19 protein-coding genes are annotated in these 22464 nt (G+C 67.9%); 12 read left to right on the top strand and 7 right to left on the bottom strand.

Translation table 11 applies throughout. The features are described 5' to 3' along the window. Positions 1-98: 98 nt before the first annotated feature. Positions 99-1328, bottom strand: coding sequence for an alpha/beta fold hydrolase (locus ACIG5A_RS03510; protein ID WP_397237259.1), 1230 nt, complete (start codon positions 1326-1328; stop codon positions 99-101). Between the two features lie 204 nt (positions 1329-1532). Between ACIG5A_RS03510 and ACIG5A_RS03505 the strand changes: the two genes are divergently transcribed. After that, the gene (locus ACIG5A_RS03505; protein WP_397237257.1) at positions 1533-2327 is read left to right on the top strand and encodes a maleylpyruvate isomerase family mycothiol-dependent enzyme; all 795 of its coding nucleotides are present in this window, start codon (positions 1533-1535) and stop codon (positions 2325-2327) included. A 114-nt stretch (positions 2328-2441) separates the two neighbouring features. Here ACIG5A_RS03505 and ACIG5A_RS03500 read toward each other — a convergent pair whose 3' ends face one another. After that, positions 2442-2759, bottom strand: a complete 318-nt coding sequence (locus ACIG5A_RS03500) for a DUF222 domain-containing protein (RefSeq protein ID WP_397237255.1) — start codon at positions 2757-2759, stop codon at positions 2442-2444. A 56-nt stretch (positions 2760-2815) separates the two neighbouring features. Between ACIG5A_RS03500 and ACIG5A_RS03495 the strand changes: the two genes are divergently transcribed. The 4 genes from ACIG5A_RS03495 (at position 2816) to ACIG5A_RS03480 (ending at position 4903) form a co-directional block, all read left to right on the top strand. Next, the gene (locus ACIG5A_RS03495; protein WP_397237253.1) at positions 2816-3040 is read left to right on the top strand and encodes a helix-turn-helix domain-containing protein; all 225 of its coding nucleotides are present in this window, start codon (positions 2816-2818) and stop codon (positions 3038-3040) included. A 126-nt stretch (positions 3041-3166) separates the two neighbouring features. Next, on the top strand, positions 3167-3688 hold the full coding sequence (locus ACIG5A_RS03490; RefSeq protein ID WP_397237251.1) for a hypothetical protein: 522 nt from the start codon (positions 3167-3169) through the stop codon (positions 3686-3688). Between the two features lie 151 nt (positions 3689-3839). Then, positions 3840-4484: a hypothetical protein gene (locus ACIG5A_RS03485; protein WP_397237249.1), complete on the top strand. Its 645-nt coding sequence runs from the start codon at positions 3840-3842 to the stop codon at positions 4482-4484. Positions 4485-4582: 98 nt separating this feature from the next. Further along, positions 4583-4903 carry a hypothetical protein gene (locus ACIG5A_RS03480; protein ID WP_397237247.1) on the top strand — a complete coding sequence of 107 codons (321 nt, stop codon included), beginning with the start codon at positions 4583-4585 and terminating at the stop codon, positions 4901-4903. A 94-nt stretch (positions 4904-4997) separates the two neighbouring features. Here ACIG5A_RS03480 and ACIG5A_RS03475 read toward each other — a convergent pair whose 3' ends face one another. After that, complete coding sequence (locus ACIG5A_RS03475) at positions 4998-6674, bottom strand: hypothetical protein (protein WP_397237245.1); 1677 nt, start codon at positions 6672-6674, stop codon at positions 4998-5000. Between the two features lie 107 nt (positions 6675-6781). Here ACIG5A_RS03475 and ACIG5A_RS03470 point away from each other — a divergent pair, with 107 nt between their 5' ends. Further along, positions 6782-7186 (top strand): hypothetical protein, encoded by a 405-nt coding sequence (locus ACIG5A_RS03470; RefSeq protein ID WP_397237243.1) that lies wholly within the window; start codon positions 6782-6784, stop codon positions 7184-7186. An 84-nt stretch (positions 7187-7270) separates the two neighbouring features. Further along, positions 7271-8518: a hypothetical protein gene (locus ACIG5A_RS03465; protein ID WP_397237241.1), complete on the top strand. Its 1248-nt coding sequence runs from the start codon at positions 7271-7273 to the stop codon at positions 8516-8518. A gap of 663 nt (positions 8519-9181) precedes the next feature. Here the strand turns inward: ACIG5A_RS03465 and ACIG5A_RS03460 are convergent. From ACIG5A_RS03460 to ACIG5A_RS03445, 4 genes are read right to left on the bottom strand one after another with little or no spacing between them, the layout of a single operon-like run. Further along, the gene (locus tag ACIG5A_RS03460; protein WP_397237239.1) at positions 9182-10810 is read right to left on the bottom strand and encodes a DHA2 family efflux MFS transporter permease subunit; all 1629 of its coding nucleotides are present in this window, start codon (positions 10808-10810) and stop codon (positions 9182-9184) included. Continuing rightward, positions 10807-14127, bottom strand: coding sequence for a serine hydrolase (locus tag ACIG5A_RS03455; RefSeq protein ID WP_397237237.1), 3321 nt, complete (start codon positions 14125-14127; stop codon positions 10807-10809). Before ACIG5A_RS03455 ends, ACIG5A_RS03460 begins: the two co-directional genes overlap by 4 nt. Then, complete coding sequence (locus tag ACIG5A_RS03450) at positions 14124-15512, bottom strand: serine hydrolase domain-containing protein (RefSeq protein WP_397237235.1); 1389 nt, start codon at positions 15510-15512, stop codon at positions 14124-14126. Before ACIG5A_RS03450 ends, ACIG5A_RS03455 begins: the two co-directional genes overlap by 4 nt. After that, positions 15509-16420 (bottom strand): serine hydrolase, encoded by a 912-nt coding sequence (locus tag ACIG5A_RS03445; protein WP_397237233.1) that lies wholly within the window; start codon positions 16418-16420, stop codon positions 15509-15511. The genes ACIG5A_RS03450 and ACIG5A_RS03445 overlap by 4 nt, the downstream gene beginning before the upstream one ends. A gap of 283 nt (positions 16421-16703) precedes the next feature. Between ACIG5A_RS03445 and ACIG5A_RS03440 the strand changes: the two genes are divergently transcribed. The 5 genes from ACIG5A_RS03440 (at position 16704) to ACIG5A_RS03420 (ending at position 22397) form a co-directional block, all read left to right on the top strand. Continuing rightward, the gene (locus tag ACIG5A_RS03440) at positions 16704-17864 is read left to right on the top strand and encodes a M20 family metallopeptidase (RefSeq protein WP_397237231.1); all 1161 of its coding nucleotides are present in this window, start codon (positions 16704-16706) and stop codon (positions 17862-17864) included. Further along, positions 17861-18706, top strand: a complete 846-nt coding sequence (locus tag ACIG5A_RS03435; RefSeq protein ID WP_397237229.1) for a GNAT family N-acetyltransferase — start codon at positions 17861-17863, stop codon at positions 18704-18706. Before ACIG5A_RS03440 ends, ACIG5A_RS03435 begins: the two co-directional genes overlap by 4 nt. After that, entirely contained in the window at positions 18703-19806 is a 1104-nt protein-coding gene (menC, locus tag ACIG5A_RS03430) for an o-succinylbenzoate synthase (RefSeq protein WP_397237227.1), read from the top strand. Before ACIG5A_RS03435 ends, menC begins: the two co-directional genes overlap by 4 nt. A 36-nt stretch (positions 19807-19842) precedes the next feature. Next, complete coding sequence (locus ACIG5A_RS03425; RefSeq protein WP_397237225.1) at positions 19843-21477, top strand: PucR family transcriptional regulator; 1635 nt, start codon at positions 19843-19845, stop codon at positions 21475-21477. Between the two features lie 185 nt (positions 21478-21662). After that, entirely contained in the window at positions 21663-22397 is a 735-nt protein-coding gene (locus tag ACIG5A_RS03420) for a lytic polysaccharide monooxygenase (RefSeq protein WP_397237223.1), read from the top strand. Positions 22398-22464 lie beyond the last annotated feature (67 nt).

Raw genomic sequence — 22464 nt, 5'->3', positions numbered from 1 at the left:
CGATTCCGCTTTCCCGCGATTGCCGCAATGCGGCCGGGCCCGTAGCTATTTCGGGACAGCCGAGGAAACCGAACCTCGGCGGTGACAGCAGTGCAGGCTCAGACCCGGCCGCGGACGAGGTCGATCAACCGCCCGAGCACGTGATCGCTCGATGCGCGCAGCCCGTTGTGCTCGTACTCGTTGGTGATCCACGGCCGCAGTGTCGGGATCAACCGCGCGGTCTCCTCGGAGAACGTCCGCTCGACGTACATGTCGTCGGCGTAGATCGCGGCCGCCGCCGGGACCGTGCACTCGCGCAGCACGTCGGCGTCATACAGCCGCGGCCACTCGTGTGCGGCGAGCAGCTCGGCGGTCTCCTTCATCGGCCGGAGACCGTGGTAGTCGTCGAAGAGCCAGGGGAACACGTGCTCTCCGGTGAACAGCGTCCGGTCGCTGCGGAACTTGTCCGGCAGCACGCGCTCGGCGGACCAGCGGGTGGCGAATCCGTCGGAGTAGGACGACTCGTGGATCACCGAGTACAGCGGATTGCGCGCGGTGAACGGTAGCGAGTTCGCGACGTCGTGCGCGAAGGCGGGGGACTTCGGATCACGTTCGAGCAGATAGTGCAGCGTCTCCTCGCCGCCGCTGACACCGAGAACGTACCCGAGCTGCTGGAACAACCGCGCGGTGAGCGGACTGCCGTCGGGCAGGACGACGGCCCCGTCGTCGAGCATCGGCAGCAGCGCCTCGACCCGGCCGCGATCGCCCGGATAGCGGAGGTAGTACTGGCGGTTGCGCTCGATCAGGTTGTCGAACGTCGCGGTGTAGACCTCGTCGGGATGCCGCGCGATCGGCGGCAGCCCGCCGGTGAAGAAGGCCTCGGCCAAGGCTTCGGGAGCGTGGGAAAGGTAAGCGAGCGCGCAAAACCCGCCGAACGACTGCCCGAGCACGCTCCACTTCTCGACGCCGAGCTGTCGCCGCACGAACTCCGCGTCGCGGACGATCGCGTCGGCGCGGAAGTGGGTGAGGTATTCGGCCTGCTCGGCCGGAGTGCCGGACAACATGCCGACCGGCGTGGACCGTCCGGTGCCGCGCTGGTCGAGCATCAGCACTCGATACTCCCGCAATGCCCGCGACAGCCAGCTCGGCGTCCCGCGCGACGGCCGCGGCGCCTCGTGCCCGGGCCCGCCTTGGAGGTAGACGAGAAACGGCCGGTCGAGCCCGTCCGGATCGGCGACCTCCCGAGCGAAGACAGTGATCTTCGGGCCGTCGGGACGGGAATGGTCGAGGGGGACCGAGAACTCGTGCTCGACGAGCACCAGCCCAGAGATGCGCACACTGGTTGCCATACGCGCGATTCAACCAGAACGGACGCCGAATTGACCTGGGAGTCCACCGTATTCGGCCAGCGACGACGATAGCCGCCGCCGACTATCGGGAGCTGACTTCGGGATGACGCGGGGGCACACGAATGAGAGAGTCGGCACGGCACCAATGAGTTCGACCGACGCAGCCCGTCATACCCACGACAACGAATTACGAAAGGGCATCCCATGACCGAGCTGACCGCCGAACGCGCCCGGCAAGCCATTGTCGACCACACCCGAGCTCTGGCGGAATCAGCCGCCGCGGCCGGACCCGGCGCGACCGTGCCGACAGCCCCGCAGTGGACCATCACCGATCTGGTCGAACACGTAGGACAGACCCAGAACTGGGTCGCCGAGATCATCGAACGGCGCATCACCGACCCCACCCAGCTGCCCATGGAGATGGCCGAACTCCCCGCCGATCCCGGCGAATGGCAGGCGTGGCTGAGCGAATCCGCGCAACGGGTCGCGAACGCCTGCTCCGATGACGCCCTCGATGCGCCGGTGTTCAACCCCGCTGCCGACGGGCGATCAGGGACGCGATTCTGGCTGGCCGGCATGCTCAACGAGGCGGTCGTACACGGCGTCGACGCTGCCCATACCGCGAACCGGTCGGCTGACATCGCCGCTGACATCGCCGCCGCGCTCATCGGCAACCACTTCGCGATGCTCACCTCGCCCACCTGGGAGATGCAGCGGCCCGAGTCCGCGAACGCTCTCCGCGGCGCCGGGCAGACGCTGCAATGGCTGGCCACCGATCTCGCCGACGGCACCGGCGCCTGGTTCGTCGAACGGCGGCCAGACGGGGCAACGTGGCGACCCGGAAGGCGGCCCGCCGATGTGACGGTGAGCGGCCCGGCGCGAGCGCTGCTACTGACGGTGACCCGGCGACTCCCCCTCACCGGGCGCGACGTCAGCATCGATGGCGACACCGACCTCGCTCAGCACTGGCTCGACAACACCGCACACGTCAGCGGCTGACCGGCACCCACGCGCTCGAGCAGATCGTGTCCCGGGGCGAACACCCGGCTCCACGCCGACGGCGAGAGGGACCGAGCGGCCTTCCTCGACCGGGGCAGGGTAAGAGCACGGCCCTCAGCTCGCGGCCGCCAGCACCCTCCACATCTTTCTGGAACGCGAACGCACCTGCGGGGCCGCGTATTCGATTCGCCGGCGCGCTTCGGTGGCACTGATCCGCAGCAGATCGGTCAACAGCTCCACGGTGTCCCGATAGCCGGTGCCCGCGGCGAGGCCACGGCGCTCGGCTTCGGCGACGGCCGCGCGCATCGCGGCGTCCAGTCGCCTCCGGCGGCGTTCGATTTCCACTAGGGTGCGCAGCAAATCGACATCGGCCAGTTCCGGCCATCCCGGTGTTCGAGCATCCGGCGCCAGCGCGGTCGAATGTGTGGTCACCCGAGCCACCCTACCCCAACCGTAGAACATATGTTCGATAATCCGCTTCACTCGACGTGCCGTGTCGGCATCGCCGGATCCATGCTCAGCGAACCGGGCGCACCGAGGTCGAGCGAGTCCGGCAGGAACGTGCGCTCGCCCTGCTGAGCGATACCGAGCTGTCGATGCGCTCGATCGCCCACCGCGTCGGCTTCAGCGATGAGCGGGCGCTGCGCCGGGCAGTCCGGCGCTGGCACGGCATACACCCCTTGGCTGTTCGCGACGGGTTCGTCGCGGGCTGAAACCTGCGGACCGCCAAAGCGGCACAGACCGGCTGGTTCGTATACTTTCCTCGGTCCACTTCGGAAGAGGGCGATCCGGCGTGGCTCGCGCTCTTCCTCGCGTCGATGGTTGTTTGGGGTAGAGAGATGGCGAGTAGCGATGTCGAGCTGGCGGCTCGTTGGTGGCAGTGGGCGATGGCGGTGCCGAACGCCAAGAATCCGGTGGTGGACAAGACCGGCGAGTTCGCCGCGATCGATCAGCCCACGGATGTCTGGTTCCTGGCAGGCACTTTCGGTGGACGAGTCGAGCGGCGGTGCACGATTCCGCACGGCAGGCCGATCTTCTTCCCGGCTTTCAACATGTTCCAGAAGGTTCCGGACGGGTTCTTCGCGCGTGGCGAGGTACCGGTGGCGCCCGCGGCCTCCGGTCACGCCGCACTGAACGGAGTCCCACTGCCGGTGCGAACAGTGACCAACGACAAGGCATTTCCAGTCACGGCGGCCGCGGGCGGCCCCTTCGGTTACACCGGCCGGTTCAAGGCCAAAGCTTGGGGCCTGTGGGTCCGTCTCGACGACCTCGCACCCGGCGACTACGTCCTCACCTTCGGTGGCGAATACGAGCCCGGTGGCTTCTGGGTCGAGGTCACCTATCAGTTGGAAGTCCGCTAGTACCCCAACACCCGTTTGGAGAAGCAGGGATGGGTTGCGCGGCAACTCCGTCTCGGCCACCTCGTTGTCGACTGTCGCGCGAGTCTTTTCGCAGTTGCGCGACATGCTCGACCGCGACCGGATCGGCCTGCCCGCAGGTTGATCGGAGTCTGTGCCTCCACTGCCGCAGTACAATTCACATCACCGGGGGGTGTGGCGGTGGCATCTATCGGCGCATAGGAGGAGTAGCTGGCCGATGTCCGACTTCCTGCGAACAATCTTCGATAGCAGTGGTTTCGGGGATGTCGTTGTCACGAGGACCGATGACCGTTGTTCGGCGCAGTTCGGAACAGCGGATTCACCGGTGGTGACCATCGAACGAATCGGTCCACCAACGCGACCGAGTATTCCGATCGGGACCAGAGATGCGAGCTGTCTCGTGGCGCGGGTGAACGACCGTCCGATGAAGGTGCTTCCAGGCCCCGGGCGCGTGCGCAGGCGCAGCTATCGTGTGGTCGTCGAAATCGATGACCGTGTGCTGACTCTGGAACCGAAATCCGAAGCAGTATGCAGATTCCTCAACGGACGGCCGGGAGAGATCGATCAGTCGTTCTGCGTGTTCATCCTGATGAATAACGGGACGGTCTGTGTGGAATGGGCGACGCCGACCACGACCGAAGTGCGAGGACACACCGTCGAACCACCGCGGCCCACCGACGAGGACGTGCTGATCGGATTCGCGCTCGCGGCGGCATTCGGTATCGGTTCACTGTCGGTGGTATCGATAATCATCGGGTTCATCGGAGCGATCGGCTGAGCGCATCGCCGTGTCGGAGTAGGCATCAGCGCGGGTCGGGCACCAGATCTTCCTTGTCCATCCCGACCACGCTCGATCGACTTCGGTAGGCTCGTGGGGTGGGCGGGGACTTGTTACTGCTGATCGTCACCATCGGCCCGATGGTGCTGTTCGGGTGGGCGGCTCTTCGGGCGAAGCACCGCGGACTCGGAGGGGCGTTCGCCGGGCCGTTCCAGGAGATGTTCGATCCCGGCGCGGCGCGCGCACAGATCGTCATCGAGCAGATCGCGGAACTACCGGATCCCGCGGACTCCGGCGACCCGGACAACGACGACGACGATGTGCCGAATACGGTGGTGTACAAGGGTATTCGACTCGACATCCACCCTGACAAGGCTCGGCGGCACGGTAGTGACGGGACCGCCCGGAAAGCTGGGTGAGCACCCGTCCGGCCAACCCGCGACGCCGACGATGCAGGCGAATACGCTGGCCGGAATCAACCGTGCGAGTCGCGACAAAGAGCGTGTTGCCAGGCTACCTCTCGGTCGAGCACCGCAGGATTCGCCCGTCATCGAGGCCGACGAGGAGCCGACCGGCACCGACGACGGTCAACGCGGTCGGTATGACAGGAATCGCGGCGACGGTGAGATATCGGCGCCGAAATACAGTGCCGGACTGAAGTTCCAGTGCCACAAGCTCACCGTCCGCGTAGGCGATGTACACGGTTTCCTGGTCGGCATCGAGCGCGGTGGGTTTGTGATCTGTGCGGAAGATCCAGGTCGGCTCACCAGTTGTGGTGTTGCGCCGCACCACGAACGAACCTCCGGGTTGTAACCCGTGGCCGTGATAGACGGTCCCCGCGTGGACCAGGTCACCGTCTGCCGTCTCTACACCCGGGCCCGCAAAGTGTGTCTCATCCGGTACCCATGAGAAGGGGAACACCCGTGCGAAGTCCGTCGTCTTCGGCGCACGCGGATGCCCGGCTGTCGATGTCTCTTCCAGATCGGCTGTGGCCAGCCATATTTCGTGTTCATCGATGCTCAGCGCGTCTTCGTCGGGCGCGATGTCGTAGAAGTAGACGCGGGTGCCGCGCCGGATACGAAGCCTGCTGCGTTCATTGTTGATGCCTTCAGGAGCCAGTGCAGGCAGGCCGTCAGCGCAGCGCACCAAAGACACCGGGGTCGGGCAGCTCAGGCAGTCGAGCCGCGTCCCGTCATCGAGGGAAAGCTGAATGACCGCCTGCGGCTCATCCCTCCACCCTGGACGTACCAGAGCGGTCCAGGCCGAACGCTCATCGGCGGCCACGACGATGTCACGCCCGCCCAGCTCATCCGAGACAGTCCACTGCCGTTGCCCCGAGGGCAACCAGGACTCCAGCCCGATACCGTCGAGCGCGGCAATGATCCTGCCGTCGGACAGCTCCTCGACCGCGCGAATGTTGCGTCGCGGCTCCCACCTCGGGGACAGCTCGCAGATCCGCCGGCGCGCTCGATCCCGGTTGTCGGGCCGCTGCAGCGGTATCCGAGGCCCGGCCAGCTCGGACCCGGTGAGCGAGTTGGCCTGCACAGCCCTCCAGTCCGGCCGATGAACCACCGCGACATACCCCTCGACCCAAGCGTTCTCGTCCTCGTAGTCGTCCGGGGGTGCCATCCACACACTCAGCCCGTGGTCGTCGAGCCACTCCAAGCCCAGGACCTGGCGGCCAGGATAGCCCTCGAAGAGCGAGATGGTCGCCCCTGTCTCCAGGTCCAGCAGGAGTAACTCACCCTCGAAGTCGAGTCCGCCGTCATAGCTACCCGAACCGACGGCAAGAAGCGGAAGGCTGGGATGGAAAGCCATGGCGTGCACGGGGAAACGCACACGAAGCAACGCACGACACGCCAGGTCGGCGCTGTCGTACACCCCGACCGGCGCAGCCTTGCCGAAACCGTCGTATTCACCTGCTACTGCCAGCGCATGCTGACGCTCGTCGTCGACGATGAGGACAGGGTCACCGATTTCGGCCAAGGGACGATCTCCGATGATCCGATCAATCCGGAATGCAGTACAGACGTGGTGCACGATCACATCTTCGGGATGTTGATCCACTTCGGGCTGGTCGTCGTTATTGCCGGGGACCAGCCCAGCACCGGGGGTCACCGGCAGGGGCGCACGGCGCCCTTCCTGTAGGAAAAGTTCACGCGCCAACCATAACCACGAATTCAAATCCATTGCAAACCAGTAGAAATGGGGTCGATGAGCCGACTCGGCACTTCGCAAAACTGGGTGGCGGGGGTAGATTCGATCGGGAGTTCGGAGTCGCAGCATGGAAGATTGATATGCATCGCCGATTGACAGCCCTGCTTGGCATCACCAGTCCCCTGTTCGCCATGGCCCTCGGTGTTGCCGCTCCCCAGGCCGCCGCGTCGACGACGGTAGTGTTGGCGCCCTGGGTTTCGTGCACCGACTTCTGGTGCCGCAACGAAACCGACGACACCTATCGGGTGGATGTGGTTGTCAACTGCGGGTTCGGAATAGAGCGCGTCACGCGGGCCTGGCTTCCGGCGCACAGGACGACGAGCGTGAACGGTGGATGCGGTAGCCGCAGCGAGCCCTGTGCGAATGACAGCAAGAGCTCGTGCAGCCACTCCAATCCGATCTTCGGGATCAGGTACGACAACGTGGTGATCGACAACCGCCCGATTCCACCGTGGCCTTTCGGCGGCACCGGCTCATCCTTCTGAACCGAGACGATACGACAGGGCCGCGGCTCGTGAGCGGCGAGAACCCGCCGAGTCCTCGACGCGGGACGGAGCTACGGTGTTGGGGTGAGTGAGGTTGAGACAGTTGCACATTGGCTGAACGATGGCGCGGGTTCCATCGAACGTCTGGTGTGCCATCCCCGTCTTTCGCTGGTCGCCGGTATCGACTCGGAGCGGCCGACGGTGCATATCTGGGACTATCGGGAGCTGCTGTACCACGGATCTATCGGCGCCGACTCCGCCGGCTATGGCGACGCGCAGCGATGGGAGCGGAGTGGGCGAACACCCACTGTCGCGTGGCATCCGGACGAGCCGCTGCTCCTGGTGCTGGCCGAGGGGGGAGTTGTGCAGTGGACGCCCGAGGGCGTGTCCGAGCCGGACGGGCTCTCGCCCGATGCCGCCTACCATTGCATGACATTCAGTCCCAACGGCGAGATATTGTGGGCCTCGCCGTCGGCGAGCGATGCCGACGAAGACGGGGAATACCGTTCCGACGCCATCGATCTCGCCTCGGGAACCATCTACCCCGACGTCGGATGGGACACGGGGGTCGCGGTGCATCCGGCCGGTGGATTGGCGGCCACTCTCCGCAGTAACCAGGGTGAGACCCATATGATCTTCGCGCGGCTCGCCGACGACAACGCGATGTGTGTGCTTCGTAAGGCACTGATCCTGGATGTCGACGGCTATCAGACGCCTATCTTCAGTGCGGATGGACGGCATCTGGCGATCCGTGGCAACGCCTACGGGAATACGGTGGATATGTTCGAATTCCCGTCTCTGGAGCTCGTTTTCAGCACGGGCCTCGAGGAGCTCCGCCCGCCCGGCGGATCCACGGACATCAGGCACGAGCAGCTTCGTGAGTGGTCACGCCACAACATCGCATTCGGAGCGCGGCCGGGCACACTGTGGATCGGTACGCCCACCGGGAGTCTCATCGAGGTCGATGTGGACGAGATGACCGCCGTCGACCACGCCATCCTGAACGACTCCCCGGTGACTGCTCTGACCGCCACGGCGACAGGCGAACTCGTCGTCGCAACCGGCGACGGCGAGCTCCGGCTGGTACGACCGGCCTCCGCACAGGCCGATGCCGGCGACGGTATCGCGCTGCGGGACAGTGTGACTGCCTTCCTGGACGCCACCTCCGAGATTCCCGACGACGGCGCCGTCGAAGAGTATCTCGTCCTCACCGATGGAATGCGGACCTGGGATGAGGACGACCTGAAGACGGTCACCAGCGCATCCACCGCGGACCCGAGCTGGCTGCAACTCAGGGCGGTCATGAATACCCTGCGCAACCAACTCCAGTGACGTGCACTAGATGCGGTCGAGCAACCACGGCAAACTTCCCGCGATCGCGGCTCCACTCGCCCACGCCATCAAGCCAACTAGGCAACCAGTCGGCGCTGCTACCTTCAACGTGCCGTGCCCAGCGGCTTCCATGTACTCGTCATACTTGTCACCGAGCAGCATCCGCATGTCATCCCTGACCGCGTCCAGCACTTCGGGAGGGGCAGCCCGGTCTTCCGGCGACAGGGGCCGGTGTCTCCGTCCATCCCGGGACGCAGCGACATTGAGTAGAAACTCGAGTGCTTCGCCTGCCGTCGGCGGCTCATACAGCGGCCCCGGGCAGGCCCAGCCAGGGATCACCTGTGTTGGCACGCCACGTCTCTGGACCCACGACGGAAACGTGAGCACGACGGTCCACACCCTGTGATCAAGGGGCGTTGCACTGTCGACGCGGATGCCGTCGCGGACAGTCAATCGATGAACCGCGATCCCGGGCATAGCCCCTCCCACTGCTGGTCTCCACGCGCAGTCCGCAGGGGCTCCCCGATTGTTCCCCCGAGACCGACTCCAGATTAAACCCGTTTCACACCGGAAGCCACCGAGATCCCACACCCGGCCGAGGAGTCGCCGTCAACCCGCGCGGACCTCCGCCCGTCTCGTTCGCGCGAGCGGAGGTCCCGATCATCAGGAAATCGGCGCCTGATCCACAGCGCGCGCGGGTCGGTCTGTGTCGCAGGGTGATTCGGTGTTTGGGTCGCGCACGAATACCGCGAGTGCTCCCGCTAGCACCGCGATGACGATGCAGACGCCGAAGACTACGTGAACGCCGTCGGTGAAGACGCGGTGGGCGGTGTCGGTGATGGTGGTGACGACGGTGTCGGTGAGATCGCGGGGCAGGGTTTGGGTGGACGATGGCGGGAAGCCGAGGCCGACCTGCTGCTGGATACCGGGATCTTCGGCCACTTGTTCGGCGAGTGCGGTGTTCGGCGCCAACGCGGTGCGAACGGCATCGGGGAACTCGGCGCTGATCAGTGAGGCGAGCAGAGTACCGAAGCCGGCGATGCCGAGGGTGCTGGCGAGCTGGCTCACCGCCTGTTTGACGCCCGCCGCCACACCGGCTTGTTCGGCGGGCACGGTGCCGAGTACGGCCTCCATCGAGGCCACCATCAGGAAACCGGTACCGACGCCGATCAGCGCCAGTGGCACGGCGAGGGTGAGTGTCGCCGAATCCGGTGCGAGCCGCAGCAGGAACGCGAAAGCGATGGCGTTGCAGGCGGCTCCGAGCATCATCGTGGCCCTGGCCCCGAACCGCTGGGTGAGCAGCCCGCCGGTGGGTGGCGCGATCATGTACGCGATGAACAACGGCAGCAACGCCGTTGCCGCATCGGCGCTGCGTTTACCCTGCACCCCTTGCAGATAGAACATCAGATAGAAGGTGACCGCGGACATCCCGATCAGGGTCAACGCGAGCAGCACGAGCCCGACGCTGAACGATCGGTTGCGGAACAGCCCGAGCGGCACCATCGGATGCGCCGAAAGACGTTCCACGACAAGGAACCCGGCGAAGAACACGATGCTGACCACGGCGAGCCCGATGGTTTGCGCAGACGCCCAGCCATTGTCTTGCACACCGGTGACCGCCCAGGCGAGGCTCACGACGGCGATGGTCGAGGTGAGCACACCGGGCAGGTCGAGCGGATTCGAAACACGTTGCGCGGATTCGGAAATGACCAGCGCGCCGATACCGATGCCGAGGATCCCGAACGGCACCGTAACGAAGAACGCCCACGACCAGCCGAGGTGTTCGACGAGCCAGCCGCCCAGCTGCGGTGCGCCGGTCAACGCCAGCGCGGTGACCGAACCGAACACACCGAGCGCCGTCGGCAACCGGTTCGGCGGGAACGCGGCCCGCAGCGCACCGAGAGCGGCGGGCAGCAGCAGCGCCGAGGACGCGCCCTGCAGCACCCGTCCGCCGATGAGCAACTCGATCGAGCCCGCGAGCCCGCACAGCAGCGAGGAGGCGGTGAATCCGCCGACACCGAGGAGGAATATCCGTTTGCGGCCGAACCGGTCGGCCAGCGTCCCCGCCGGGATCGCCAGGCTGGCCAGCGCCAGCAGTTGCGCCGTGCTCACCCACTGGATCTGGGCGGGCCCGGCCCGCAGCCCCGCGGCGATATCCGGGCTCGCGACGGCGACCACGAGGCCATCGATCTGCGTCACGAACGCGCCGACGGCCACGGCGAGCAGAGTCAGCCAGGCGCGCAACGGAATCCGCTCCGCCCCGGCTCGCGCCGGGGCGTTGCGATGCGTCATCCCGCGTCGCTTCGGCGTTCCGGGGTGGCGCGCACACCGGCGTGCAGATACCGCGTGCCGTCGGCGATTTCGTAGAAGTTCACCGACTCCCAGGCGTCCTGCAGGGGCACGCGCGCGGCGAACACCCCCTCGGCGACGGGCACCAGCACGCGTTCCTCCGTGGCTTTGTCGCCGATCATCTCGGCCAGCTCGCCGGTCAGCGTCGAGCGCAGCACCAGCCCGCTCTCGCCCTCGAATACCTCGTGCCGTATACCTGTTCGCTCGTAGACGCCGACGTAGCGGCTCAGCTCCAGTCGCACGGGTTCCGCGGGCGGGCCGAACGCTTCCGGCGCCGTCACACCCGCGAGCTCGGCCGCGATCTCCTCGGTCAGCGCGCGCATCACGGGCATGAACTCACCCCCGTTGGTGAGCACGGTGAACGCCAGCCGATGACCGGGCAGCACCCGCAGCATCGACACCTGGCCGATGGTGCCGCCGTCGTGACCGATCACCCGGTGCCCGCCCCAGTCGCCGCGGAACCAGCCGAGGCCCCACGAGTCGGCCACCCAGCCGTCGAACGGCAGCCGCACCTGTTCGGCCTGCATCTGCGCGACCGCCTCGGCGGACAGCATCCGCTCGCCGTCCGGGGCGATCCCGTCGTCGAGATGCATTCTGGCGAAGGTCAGTACGTCACGGGCGGACGTGGCGATCGCACCGGCCGGACCGCTGCTGCGCGGCAGATACCACTGGTCGGCCCGACGCGGTGTGCCGTCCGGGCCCGGCATGTGCCCGACCGCCGCCCTGTGCAGCAGCGCCTCTTCCGGCAGGGTCACCGTGTGCCGCAGGCCGAGTGGCTCGAAGAGCAACTCGCGCATGGCCGCATCCCAGGTCGAGCCGGTGAGCACTTCCAGCACGCGCCCGGCGAGGCTGAAGCCGGAATTGCAGTAGGACCAGGTGGCATCGATCGGGTGATTGACCGGGACCGTGGCCAATTCGGCGACGTAGCGCTCGAGGCAGTCGTCACCGCGGCCGGTATCGGTGAAGACATCGCCGTCGATGCCGCTGGTGTGGATCAGCAGGTGGCGCATCGTCACCCGGTCGAAGACGGCCGAATCACCCCGGCGCAGTTCGGGAAGGATCTCCGCCAGCGGCGTATCGAGGTCGAGCTTGCCCTGATCGACCAGCCGCATGATGGCCGCCGCCGTCCACACCTTGGTGATCGAGCCGATCTGGAACAGCGAATCGGTGGTGACGGGTACGCCGGTCTCGAGGTTGAGCACGCCGTGCGCGACCTCGATCATGCTGTCGCCGTGCGAGATCGCCAGCACCGCACCCGGAATTCCGTGCCGCTCGGCGAGTGTCGTCAGCCGTCGCTGCCAGTGCGCCGCATCCAGTGGCGCGATGGCGGCGGGCTCCCCCGGCGCATGCGCGCGGGTGTGCCGGATCACCCAGTCGACGATTCGGCGATTGAAATCCATTCGGTGGCTCGGCTTTCCGTCCAGGATGAACAGATGGGACGCGCCCGGGTACACGACCAGTTCGGCAGGCACCCCGCGCTCGCGCAGTGCCGCGTACCACTGTTCGGCCTGGCCGAGCGGGCAGCGCGCCTCGGCCGCACCCTGCAACACCAGCGTCGGCGTGGTCACCTGGTCCACGTAGGTCATGGGCGACAGCTGGGCCACCGCGTCCACCCCGGAACCGATTTCGGTGCCGACGAGGAGGCTGCCGGTGTCGGAGGTGCCGATGAAACTGCCCAGATCGCTCAGCACGCCACCGGCGACCACCGCGGCGAACCGGTCGGTGCGGGTGGGCAGCCAGCAGGCGACGTAGCCGCCATAGCTGTAGCCGGACAGCGCGATTCGCCGCGAGTCGGCGATGCCCTCGTCGATCAGCTGATCGATCGGCTCCAGGAAATCGTGCTCGTCGGCGCGGCCCCACGCACCGAGCGCGGCGCGCAGGAACTCCTCGCCGTAGCCGTCGCTACCGCGCGGGTTGAGCAGCAACACCGTCCAGCCGCGGGCCGCGAGCACCTGGTGGTAGGCATGTGCCCAGTCCCACACCGGATTCCAGGCATTGTGCGGGCCACCGTGCGCATCCACGAGCAGCGGGCCACCTGCGGGCGCCGCGGGATCACGCAGCAGCCAGCCGTGCACCTCGGTCCCGTCGGAAACGGTGAACACCCGCTCCTGCACAGGAATCGGCGTGATGTCCGGCAGCGCGGTGGTGGTGTGCCTGGTGAGCGCCTGCTGCGCGCCGGAGGCCAGCGTCAGCAGCACGATCTCGCCGAAGCTTTCGGTGCTCGACACCACCAGCGCGGCGTGTCCGGCCGCGACGGACACGCCGGCGACCGCGCGATCGCCGCCGACGAGTTTGCGGATGCCCGTTTCATCGCGGAGATAGAGATGGGTGTATCCGCGATCGCGCGCACAGAACAGCACCGCGTCGGCGCCGGCGGGTGCGGGCAGCGCACCGGGATATCCCGGCCCGCCCGGCATCAGATTGCGATCGAATCCCGCTGTCAGATCGGCGGATTCGCCACCGTCGGCTGGGATGCGCAGGAGCCGGTTGTTGCGTACCTCGGTGTCCACGGTCGCCACGGCGAGCAGGCTCGCGCCGTCACCGCCCCAGACCACCGCCGACACGGTGCCGCTCGCGCTGCCGATCCGCCGGGGTTCGCGCCGGGTGGCCGCGGCATCGGCAATGCGCACCGCCGAGGCGCTCGGATCATCGTCGTCGACGAGCGAATCGGTGCAGACGAGCCGGGTGCCGTCCGGCGACCACGCGGGCGTTCCGGCATGGAAATCCCCGTCGGTCACCTGACGGATGGACCCGTCGGCCAGGTCGAGAACGAAGATGTGCGAACGGAATCCGCGCAGCCACCCCGTGCCGTCGATCTTGTACGTCCGGCTGGTGATGTGCACAGGGGCATGCGGATCGAGCGAGGATCCGGTGGTGTCCACCGGCGCGGTGAAGGCGATCCTGGTGCCGTCCGGGCTCCACACCGGTTCGCCCGCGCCGAGCGGCAGCTCGGTGATCCGCTCCGGTTCTCCCCCGGCGGCGGGCAGCAGCCACAGCTGTGCCGGGCCGTCCTCGGCGCGCAGGAAGGCGATGGTCCGACCGTCAGGTGACCAGCGCGGGCAGATATCGGCCGTGCCACGGGTCAGCTGGGTCGGCTCGCTGCCGGGCACGACCTGCCAGAGCGCGCGAATGTCGGTGTCGCGCACGGGATCGACGGTGCGCAGTACATAGACGACGCGGCTGCCGTCCGGGGCGAGCGCCGGATCCGATGGCGTCGCGACGCGCGCCAGATCGTCGAAACCGAGGTACTTGGTGTTCATGCCACACCGCTTTCGATCTTGTGGGCGATGCCTCCGCCGCAGCTGAGGTACCACCCGTCGGAAAGTTCTTCGAACGCTCCGGGCATCCAGCGCCCGGACTTGATCTCCTGTGCCGCGAAGCGGTTCGCGTCCAGCGGCACCAGGGCGTACTCCTGCACCGGATCCGGCATCAGCTCGGCCGCGACGCCGAGCAGGGTCTGCCGTAGGCGTGGGCCGTCCGGGCCCGCCGTCACCTCCGCCCGGTACAGCGGCGCCTGATAGACCCCGAGATGTCCGGTCATCTCGACCTCGGCGGGTGTCTCGGGCGGCCCGAACGGCCGCGGTGCCGTGACCCCGGCCAGTGCCTGCGCGATCTCCGCGCTCAATTCCTGGACGGCCGTGCCGATATCGTCGCCGGTATTGGTGAGGACGACGAAGGACAGCCGATGTCCGGGCAGCACCCACAGCTGCGCGGATTGGCCGAGCGTCGCGCCGCCGTGGCCGATCACGCGTTCGCCGCGCCAGTCGGCGCGCCACCATCCGATGCCCCAGGAATCGGCGGTCCATCCCGAGTACGGCAAGACGACCTGTTCGGACTGCATCAGCGCGACGGATTCGGCCGACAGCAGCCGCTCGCCCGACGGCGCGACACCACCATCGAGATGCATCCGCGCGAAGGTGAGAACGTCACGGGCCGAGGCGCTGATGTATCCGGCCGGGGCGACGTAGCGCGGCCGGAACAGCCACGAGTCGACTCGCTGCGGTGTCCCGTCCGCGCCGGGCATGTGACCGACGGCGGCGCGGTGCAGCAGCGCGTCCTCGGGCAGCGTGACGGTATGGCCCAAACCGAGTGGCTCGAACAGCATGTCGCGCATGGCCGCGTCCCAGGTCTGTCCGGTCAGCACCTCGATCACCCGGCCTGCGAGACAGAACCCGCCGTTGCTGTAGGCCCAGGTCTCGCCGAGCGGATGCGCCGGTTCGCTGTCCGCGAGCGCGGTGACGAACCGCGCCAGACAGTCGTCACCGCGGCCGGTATCGATCACCGGATCGTCCAGGCCGCCGGTGTGGATGAGCAAGTGCCGCAAAGTGATCCGCTCCGCGGTGGCCGGATCGGCGAGCCGCAGTTCGGGCAGCACCTCGCGCAGCGGCGTATCGAGCCCGATCATGCCCTGCTCGACCAGGCGCATGGCCAGGGTCGCGGTCCACACCTTGGTGATCGAACCGAGGTGGAACAGCGAATCGGCGGTCGTCTCGACGCCGGTGTTCACGTTCAGTACACCGTGGGCGACTTCGATCAGCTCGTCGCCGTGCGAAATCGCCAGTACGACACCGGGAATCGCGTGCCTGGTGGCGATATCGGCGAGCCGTGCCCGCCAGTGCTCGATATCCGGCACTGTGGCGTTCATGCCTGAATTCCTTCCGAGCGCAGGGAATCGACGGCCAGCCGCGCGGCCGTGCCGATGGCGGCGTCCACGGCGGGCAACCGCTGGGCCGGGGATTCCGCGACAGTGAAAACCGCGACCGCGTAACGCTTTCCGTCGGGGAAAGTGAGCACACCCGCCTCGTTCCTGACGAACGGGAGCGTGCCGGTCTTGGCGCCGATCAGCACGTCGTCGCCGAAGCCACTGGCGATCCGGTGCGGCCAGATCTGCTGGCACATCATCGTGCGCACCTGCGCGCACGCCTGCGCGGGCGCGGCGGTGTCCTGCCAGATCGCGGACAGCAGGGTGGTCAGCTCGCGCGGCGTGCTCGCGCTGGTGCGCTCCGGCGTGCAGACCGAAAGAGCGCGCAGTTGTTCCGGTGTCGCGGCGGCGAACACGGCCGCCAGATCGTTCGGGTCGACATCGGGCATCTCGGCGATCAACTCGTCGACGATGGTGGCGAACAGGTCGGCGCAGCCGCCGATGATCCGCGTCTCGCGCAGCCCGAGTTCGGCGAGCACACCGCGCACGGCGTCCACACCGACCCGGCGCAGCAGCACGTCCGTCGCGGCGTTGTCGCTCATCGTCAACGCGAACAGTGCCAGGTCGTGCCAGCTCATCTCGACATCGTGCGCGCAGCCCGCGGTGCCGATACCGCCGATCCGGTCGCGCGCGGTGACCGTGGCGCGCTCGGCGGGATCCAGTTCGCCGAGGGCGACCTGGCGTGCGTAGGCCAGCGCCACCGGAATCTTGAAGACCGAGGCGAGCACCACGGGCGCGTCGGCGTCCACGCCGATTTCGGCCGTCCCGTCCACCTCGCGTGCGTGCAGATAGCCGCTGGCTCCCGCCGCGGCGAAGACGTCGGCGATGCGCCGCCTCGATTCGGATGACACTCGGTCACCTGCTCCGATCGTTGCTGTCATGCCACCCATGGTCGCCACGCTGGGCCGTTGCGTCGTCGTTCGCGACTACGAACGCGGGGCGGCCGGTTGGTGCGCGTCGACTAGTCCCTGCGAGCCAGTGGCTGTGCGACCCGAGGGGCGAAACCGTCAGGGTTTCCCCTGATCGTCGAATCCCACCAACCGGCACGCCGGGATTCATCCGCCGAAACGAGGCGCGGCCGCGCGCGGGCGGCGATTCTCGAAGGCGGAGGACATCTTCACGAGGAGGTATTCGATGACATCCGCGGCAGCCGAACTACCCGAGTCGGCCGCACCCGCACTGGTCGAGCGGTTCCGTACCGACCTGCCCGCGTTCATCGGCGATATCGAGCGCCTGGTGCGCTGCGAATCACCGTCGGCCGATCAGGACGCCGTGGCGCGTAGCGCCGAGGAGGTGGCGTCGCTGGGCACGGCGCTGTTGGGCGTCGCGCCGGAGCGGATCACGCTGTCCGGGTACACCCATCTGCGCTGGCGCTTCGGCACTCGGCCACGTGCACTTGTGCTCGGGCATCACGACACCGTGTGGCCGGTGGGCTCACTGCGCACCCATCCGTTCCAGGTCCGCGACGGGACCCTGTCCGGCCCTGGCTGTTTCGATATGAAGGCGGGCCTGGTGCTCGCGCTGCGCGCCGTCGCGGCGCTCCCCGACCCGTCCGGTGTCACCATCCTGGTCACCGGTGACGAGGAGCTCGGCGCGCCGTCCTCGCGCGAGCTGATCCTCGACTCGGCGCGCGGCTGCGCCGCCGCACTGGTCGCCGAGCCCGCCGGGCCGGCCGGTGCGCTCAAGATCGCGCGAAAAGGCGTGTCCCACTACCGGATCCAGGCCAAGGGCCGCGCCGCGCATGCCGGGCTGGAACCCGAGCACGGCATCAATGCCGCCGTCGAACTGGCCGAACATCTCCGCACCGTCGCCACGCTCGGCGATGCGGCGGCGGGCACCACCGTCACCCCGACCACCATGGCGGCGGGGACGGCGGACAACACCGTCCCCGCGAACGGATATTTCGCGGTCGACGTGCGCGCCTTCGAGGTGGTGGAACAGGATCGGGTGGACGCCGCGCTCCGCGCCCTGCGCCCGGTGCTGCCCGGCGCCGCGCTCGAGATTCACGGCGGCCCGAATCGGCCACCACTGCCCGTCGCCGCCTCGCGTGCGTTGTTCCGCCGCGCGGTGCGGCTCGGCGCAGAGCTCCGCATCGGAACACTCACCGGAACCGCGGTGGGTGGCGGTTCGGATGGGAATTTCACCGCGGGTATGGGTATCCCCACTCTGGACGGGCTCGGTGCCTGCGGCGGTGGCGCGCATGCCGACCACGAACATGTGCTGATCGACGAATTGGCCCCGCGCGCGGCACTTTTCACCGCTCTGCTGGCCGAATTACTCGGGGAGGCGTCATGACAACCGTGCTGACCGAAGCGGAGGCCACCGCCGAACAGGCGGCGCGGCGGGCCGGGGTGACCATCCGATCGCTGTCCTCGATGGACGAGCTACGGGCGGTCTGCGACCTGTGCGACGCGATGTGGCAGGCCGAGCCGACGGACCGGCCGCTGCAACCCGCCCTGCTTCGCGCGTTGACGAAGGCGGGCGGCTACGTGGCGGGCGCGTTCGACGGGGCGGAAATGGTCGGCGTCGGCGTCGGCTTTCACGGCGCGCCCGCGGATGCGTTGCTGCACAGCCACATCACCGGCGTGATCGCCAGGATGCGCGGGCGCGATGTGGGATTCGCGGTGAAGACCCATCAGCGCGCCTGGGCGCTGCGCCGCGGCGTCACCACCATCGGCTGGACCTTCGATCCGCTGGTGCGGCGCAACGCCTACTTCAACATCGCCAAACTGGGTGCGACGCCGGTGGAGTACCTGCCCGACTTCTACGGGCCGATGGCCGACGGCTTCAACGCGGGCGATGCCACCGACCGGCTGCTGATCAGCTGGGACCTGCGGTCGCCCGCGGTGGCCGCGGCCTGTGGTGATCATGTCCGTCAAGGCGTCGACGCCACGAATGCGGCTGTCGCACTGGATATCTCACCCGACGGTGCACCGGTCCGCCGGCCCGTGACCGGACCGGCGGTGTTGATCACCGTCCCCGCGGATATCACCCGGCTGCGCGCCGCCGATCCCGACCTCGCCAAGCGCTGGCGGATCGCGGTGCGCGAGGCGCTGACCGACCGGATGACCGATGGCGCGCACATCACGGGATTCGACCGCCACCGCGGCTACGTACTGACGAAGGAGCATGCATGAAACTCACCGGAGTCGAGCTACGAAAGGTGCGGATGCCGCTGAAATCGCCGTTCCGCACCTCGTTCGGCACCCAGCTGGCCCGCGACCTCCTGCTGCTGCGTGTGGTCACCGACGAGGCGCACGGCTGGGGCGAATGCGTCGCGATGGCCGAACCGTTGTACTCCGAGGAGTACGTCGACGGTTGCGCGGATGTGTTGCGCCGCTTCCTGATTCCGGCCCTGTTCGCCCACGGCAACCTGACCGCCATCGACGTCGCGCCCGCGCTCGCCGCCTTCCACGGACATCGCATGGCCAAGGCGGCGTTGGAAATGGCGGTACTCGATGCCGAGCTCACCGCTCGCGGTGTGCCGCTGGCGCGCGAGCTCGGCGCGACCCGCGATCGCGTGCCGTGCGGCGTTTCGGTCGGCATCATGGATTCGATCGATGAGCTGCTCGCCGCCGTCGGCGACTATCTGGATCAGGGATATCTGCGCATCAAGCTGAAGATCGAACCCGGCTGGGATGTCGCGCCGGTGCGCGCGGTGCGGGAACGCTTCGGCGACATCGCTTTACAGGTCGACGCGAACACCGCCTACACCCTCGCCGACGCCGCCCGCCTCGCCCGCCTCGATCCGTTCGAACTGTTGCTGATCGAACAGCCACTCGCGGAGGACGACCTGCTCGGCCACGTCGCACTCGCCGCGCGGGTGCGCACCCCGATCTGCCTCGACGAGTCGATCACCTCGGCGCGCGCGGCGGCCGCCGCCATCACACTCGGCGCGTGCCGGGTCGTCAACATCAAGCCGGGCCGGGTGGGCGGCTATCTGGAATCGCGGCGGATCCACGATGTCTGTGCGGCACATGGGATTCCGGCGTGGTGCGGCGGCATGCTGGAAACCGGAATCGGCCGGGCCGCCAATATCGCGCTCGCCGCGCTACCCGGCTGCGTGCTGCCCGGTGATACGTCGGCCTCGGATCGCTACTACGACACCGACATCACCGTGCCGTTCGTGCTCGACGACGGGCATCTTCCGGTGCCCGCGGGGCCGGGACTGGGGATCGGCCCGGACGCGGAACTCCTGGATACGTTCACCGTGGCGACCGAATGGCTTCCCCAGTAGCGGCGCGAAGCGATCATGATCGCTAACGTTGGACCGGTGACCAGAAGCCCAGCCGTCGACCTCAGCCGCATTCTCGATGACCTGGGCTCGACGATGCTACGGCTGGTCTGCGGCAGCGCCGAGACCGCGCGGCGCATCGGCGGACTCGTCATCCACGATCCGCTCGACGAACCCGCGCTGCCCGCGGGCGCGCTGGTGCTCGGCATCGGCGCGCACGATCCGGCGCAGATCAGGGAGCTGCTCGCCGATGTGGGCGGCAAGGGCGCGGCCGCGCTGGTGGTGCGCGCGCCCGTCCACGTCGACCCCGTGCTCAACGAGGTCGCGCAGCGCGGCGGCGCCGTGCTGCTCGAGCTCACCAAGGGCGCGTCGTGGACTCAGCTCTCCACCCTGCTGCGCGCGCTGCTTGTCACCGACAACGCGGTCGACGAACCGGAAACCCTCGGCGGCATACCGTCCGGCGATCTGTTCGCACTCGCCAACGCGGTGGCCGCGCTGCTGGACGCGCCGGTGACCATCGAGGACCGCAGCAGCAGGGTGCTCGCGTTCTCCGGCGGCCAGGACGCGGCGGACCGTTCCAGGGCGGAAACCATTCTGGGACGCCAGGTTCCGGACTGCTACTCCGCCGTGCTGGAGCAGGCGGGCGTATTCCGCGCGCTCTACCGCAGCGATCTGCCGGTGCGCGTGGAACCGGTGCCGGGACTCGACGGATTCACCATGGCCAGGATCGCGCAGAGCGTGCGCGCGGGCGACGAACTGCTCGGCACCATCTGGGCCGCCACCGACGCACCGCTGACCCCCGAGCGCATCCGCTCGTTCCAGGAGGTCGGCAAGCTCGCCGCGGTGCACCTGCTGCGCCAGCGCGCCGGGTCCGACGTGGCGCGGCGGCTACGCGCGGATCTGGTCAGCCGGGCACTGGACGGCGGCCCGCTCGCCGTCGAGGCGCTGCGCAAACTCGGCGTCGCCGACCAGCGGGTCGCGGTGCTCGCCATGGCCGTCGAACCCGGCGCCAACCCGCCGACCATCGATGATCGCGCGCGGCGCGTCGGCGAGCACGAGCGCCTCGCCGACGCCCTGGCGCTGCACCTGGACGCCGTGTATCCGACGGCGGCCACCGCGCTGCTCGGTGAGACCACCTACGGCATCGTGCCCGTCACCGGATCCGACGATCGCACCGCCGAGATCGTGCAGGACTTCCTCGCGCGGATCGGCGATCGCGCGCCCGTCGTCATCGGAATCGGCACCACCGCAACCGATATCGTCGGCCTGCGCCGTTCCCGCGAGGACGCCGATCGCGCGCTGCGGGTGCTCGCCGCCGAGACCGGGCCGCGCCGGATCGCACACATTTGCGACGTCCGCACCGAAGCGCTGCTCCAGGAATTGCGCGACCTCATGACGGTTCGCCGCGACGCACCCTCCGGACCGGTCGCGCGCCTGCTCGCCTACGACAGCGCGCAGGGCGGTTGCCTGCTGCCGACGCTGCGCGCGTGGCTCGACGCGTTCGGTGACGTCAACGCCGCGGCGGCGGCGGTTTACGTGCACCCCAACACCTTTCGCTATCGGCTGCGCCGCATCGCCGAGATCGGGCGCATCGATCTGACCGACCCGGATGCCCGCTTCGCGGCGATGCTGCAGCTGAAGCTGATGACCATGGGCGGGCCCGGCCTGGGGTAAACCCGTTGTTCCCCAGTTGTTCTGGCCGTTGCCCGGGAACCGTCGCGCGCCTACGGTCCAGGTGCGCGCGCATCTCGATGATCTAGATCACATCCCGATTCCGATGGCTCGGGGTGGGGACGCCTGCCCCGCGCCGTCGTTCAGGTAGGAGTTTGATCTCGATGCCCGGAAAACGACAATCGATAATGTATGGCGCCGCGGCTGCCCTCACACCGCTGCTGGTCGCCGTGGTCGGAGCCGGAACCGCGAATGCGCACGGATATGTTTCCTCGCCTGCCAGCAGGCAGGCGCAGTGTGCGCAGGGCACTGTTTCCTGCGGCCCGATCAAATACGAACCGCAAAGCGTCGAAGGTCCGAAGGGACTGCGTGATTGCGCAGGGGGCAACAGCCAGTTCAACGATCTCAACGACGACAACAAGGGCTGGAAGGTGCATTCGGTCGGCCGCACCGTCGATTTCACCTGGACCTTCACCGCCAGGCACCGCACGTCCAATTACGAGTACTACATCGGCAATACGCGGGTCGGCTTCGTCGACGGCCAGAACCGGCCGCCCGGCCAAACCGAAACGCACAACATCAACCTCGGCAATTTCACCGGCAAGCAGAAGCTGCTTGCCATCTGGAATATCGGTGACACGGCGAACGCCTTCTACGCCTGCATCGACCTCAACATCGGCGGCACTCAGCCGCCGACCACCACCCCGCCGACGACCACACCACCGACCACTACCCCGCCGACCACCACCACGAAACCACCGACAACCACACCGGCGCCCGGCAAGACCTGGACCGCCGGAACGCGCTACGAGGTCGGCACCGAAGTGTCCTACGAGGGCGTGCGCTACCTGTGCCAGCAGGCGCACACCGCCCAGCAGGGCTGGGAACCCCCCAACACCCCTGCCCTGTGGCAGAAGATCTGACCCGCTATTCGGGTAGGGAAATGGCCAGGGTCAGCAGGAATGCGGCTGCCCCTGGCTCTCGGCCCGG

This window comes from Nocardia sp. NPDC052566 (assembly GCF_044547285.1).
Classification (GTDB): Bacteria; Actinomycetota; Actinomycetes; order Mycobacteriales; family Mycobacteriaceae; genus Nocardia.
The sequence above is the reverse complement of the archived record's forward strand: the minus strand, read 5'-3'. Positions and strand labels throughout refer to the sequence as shown.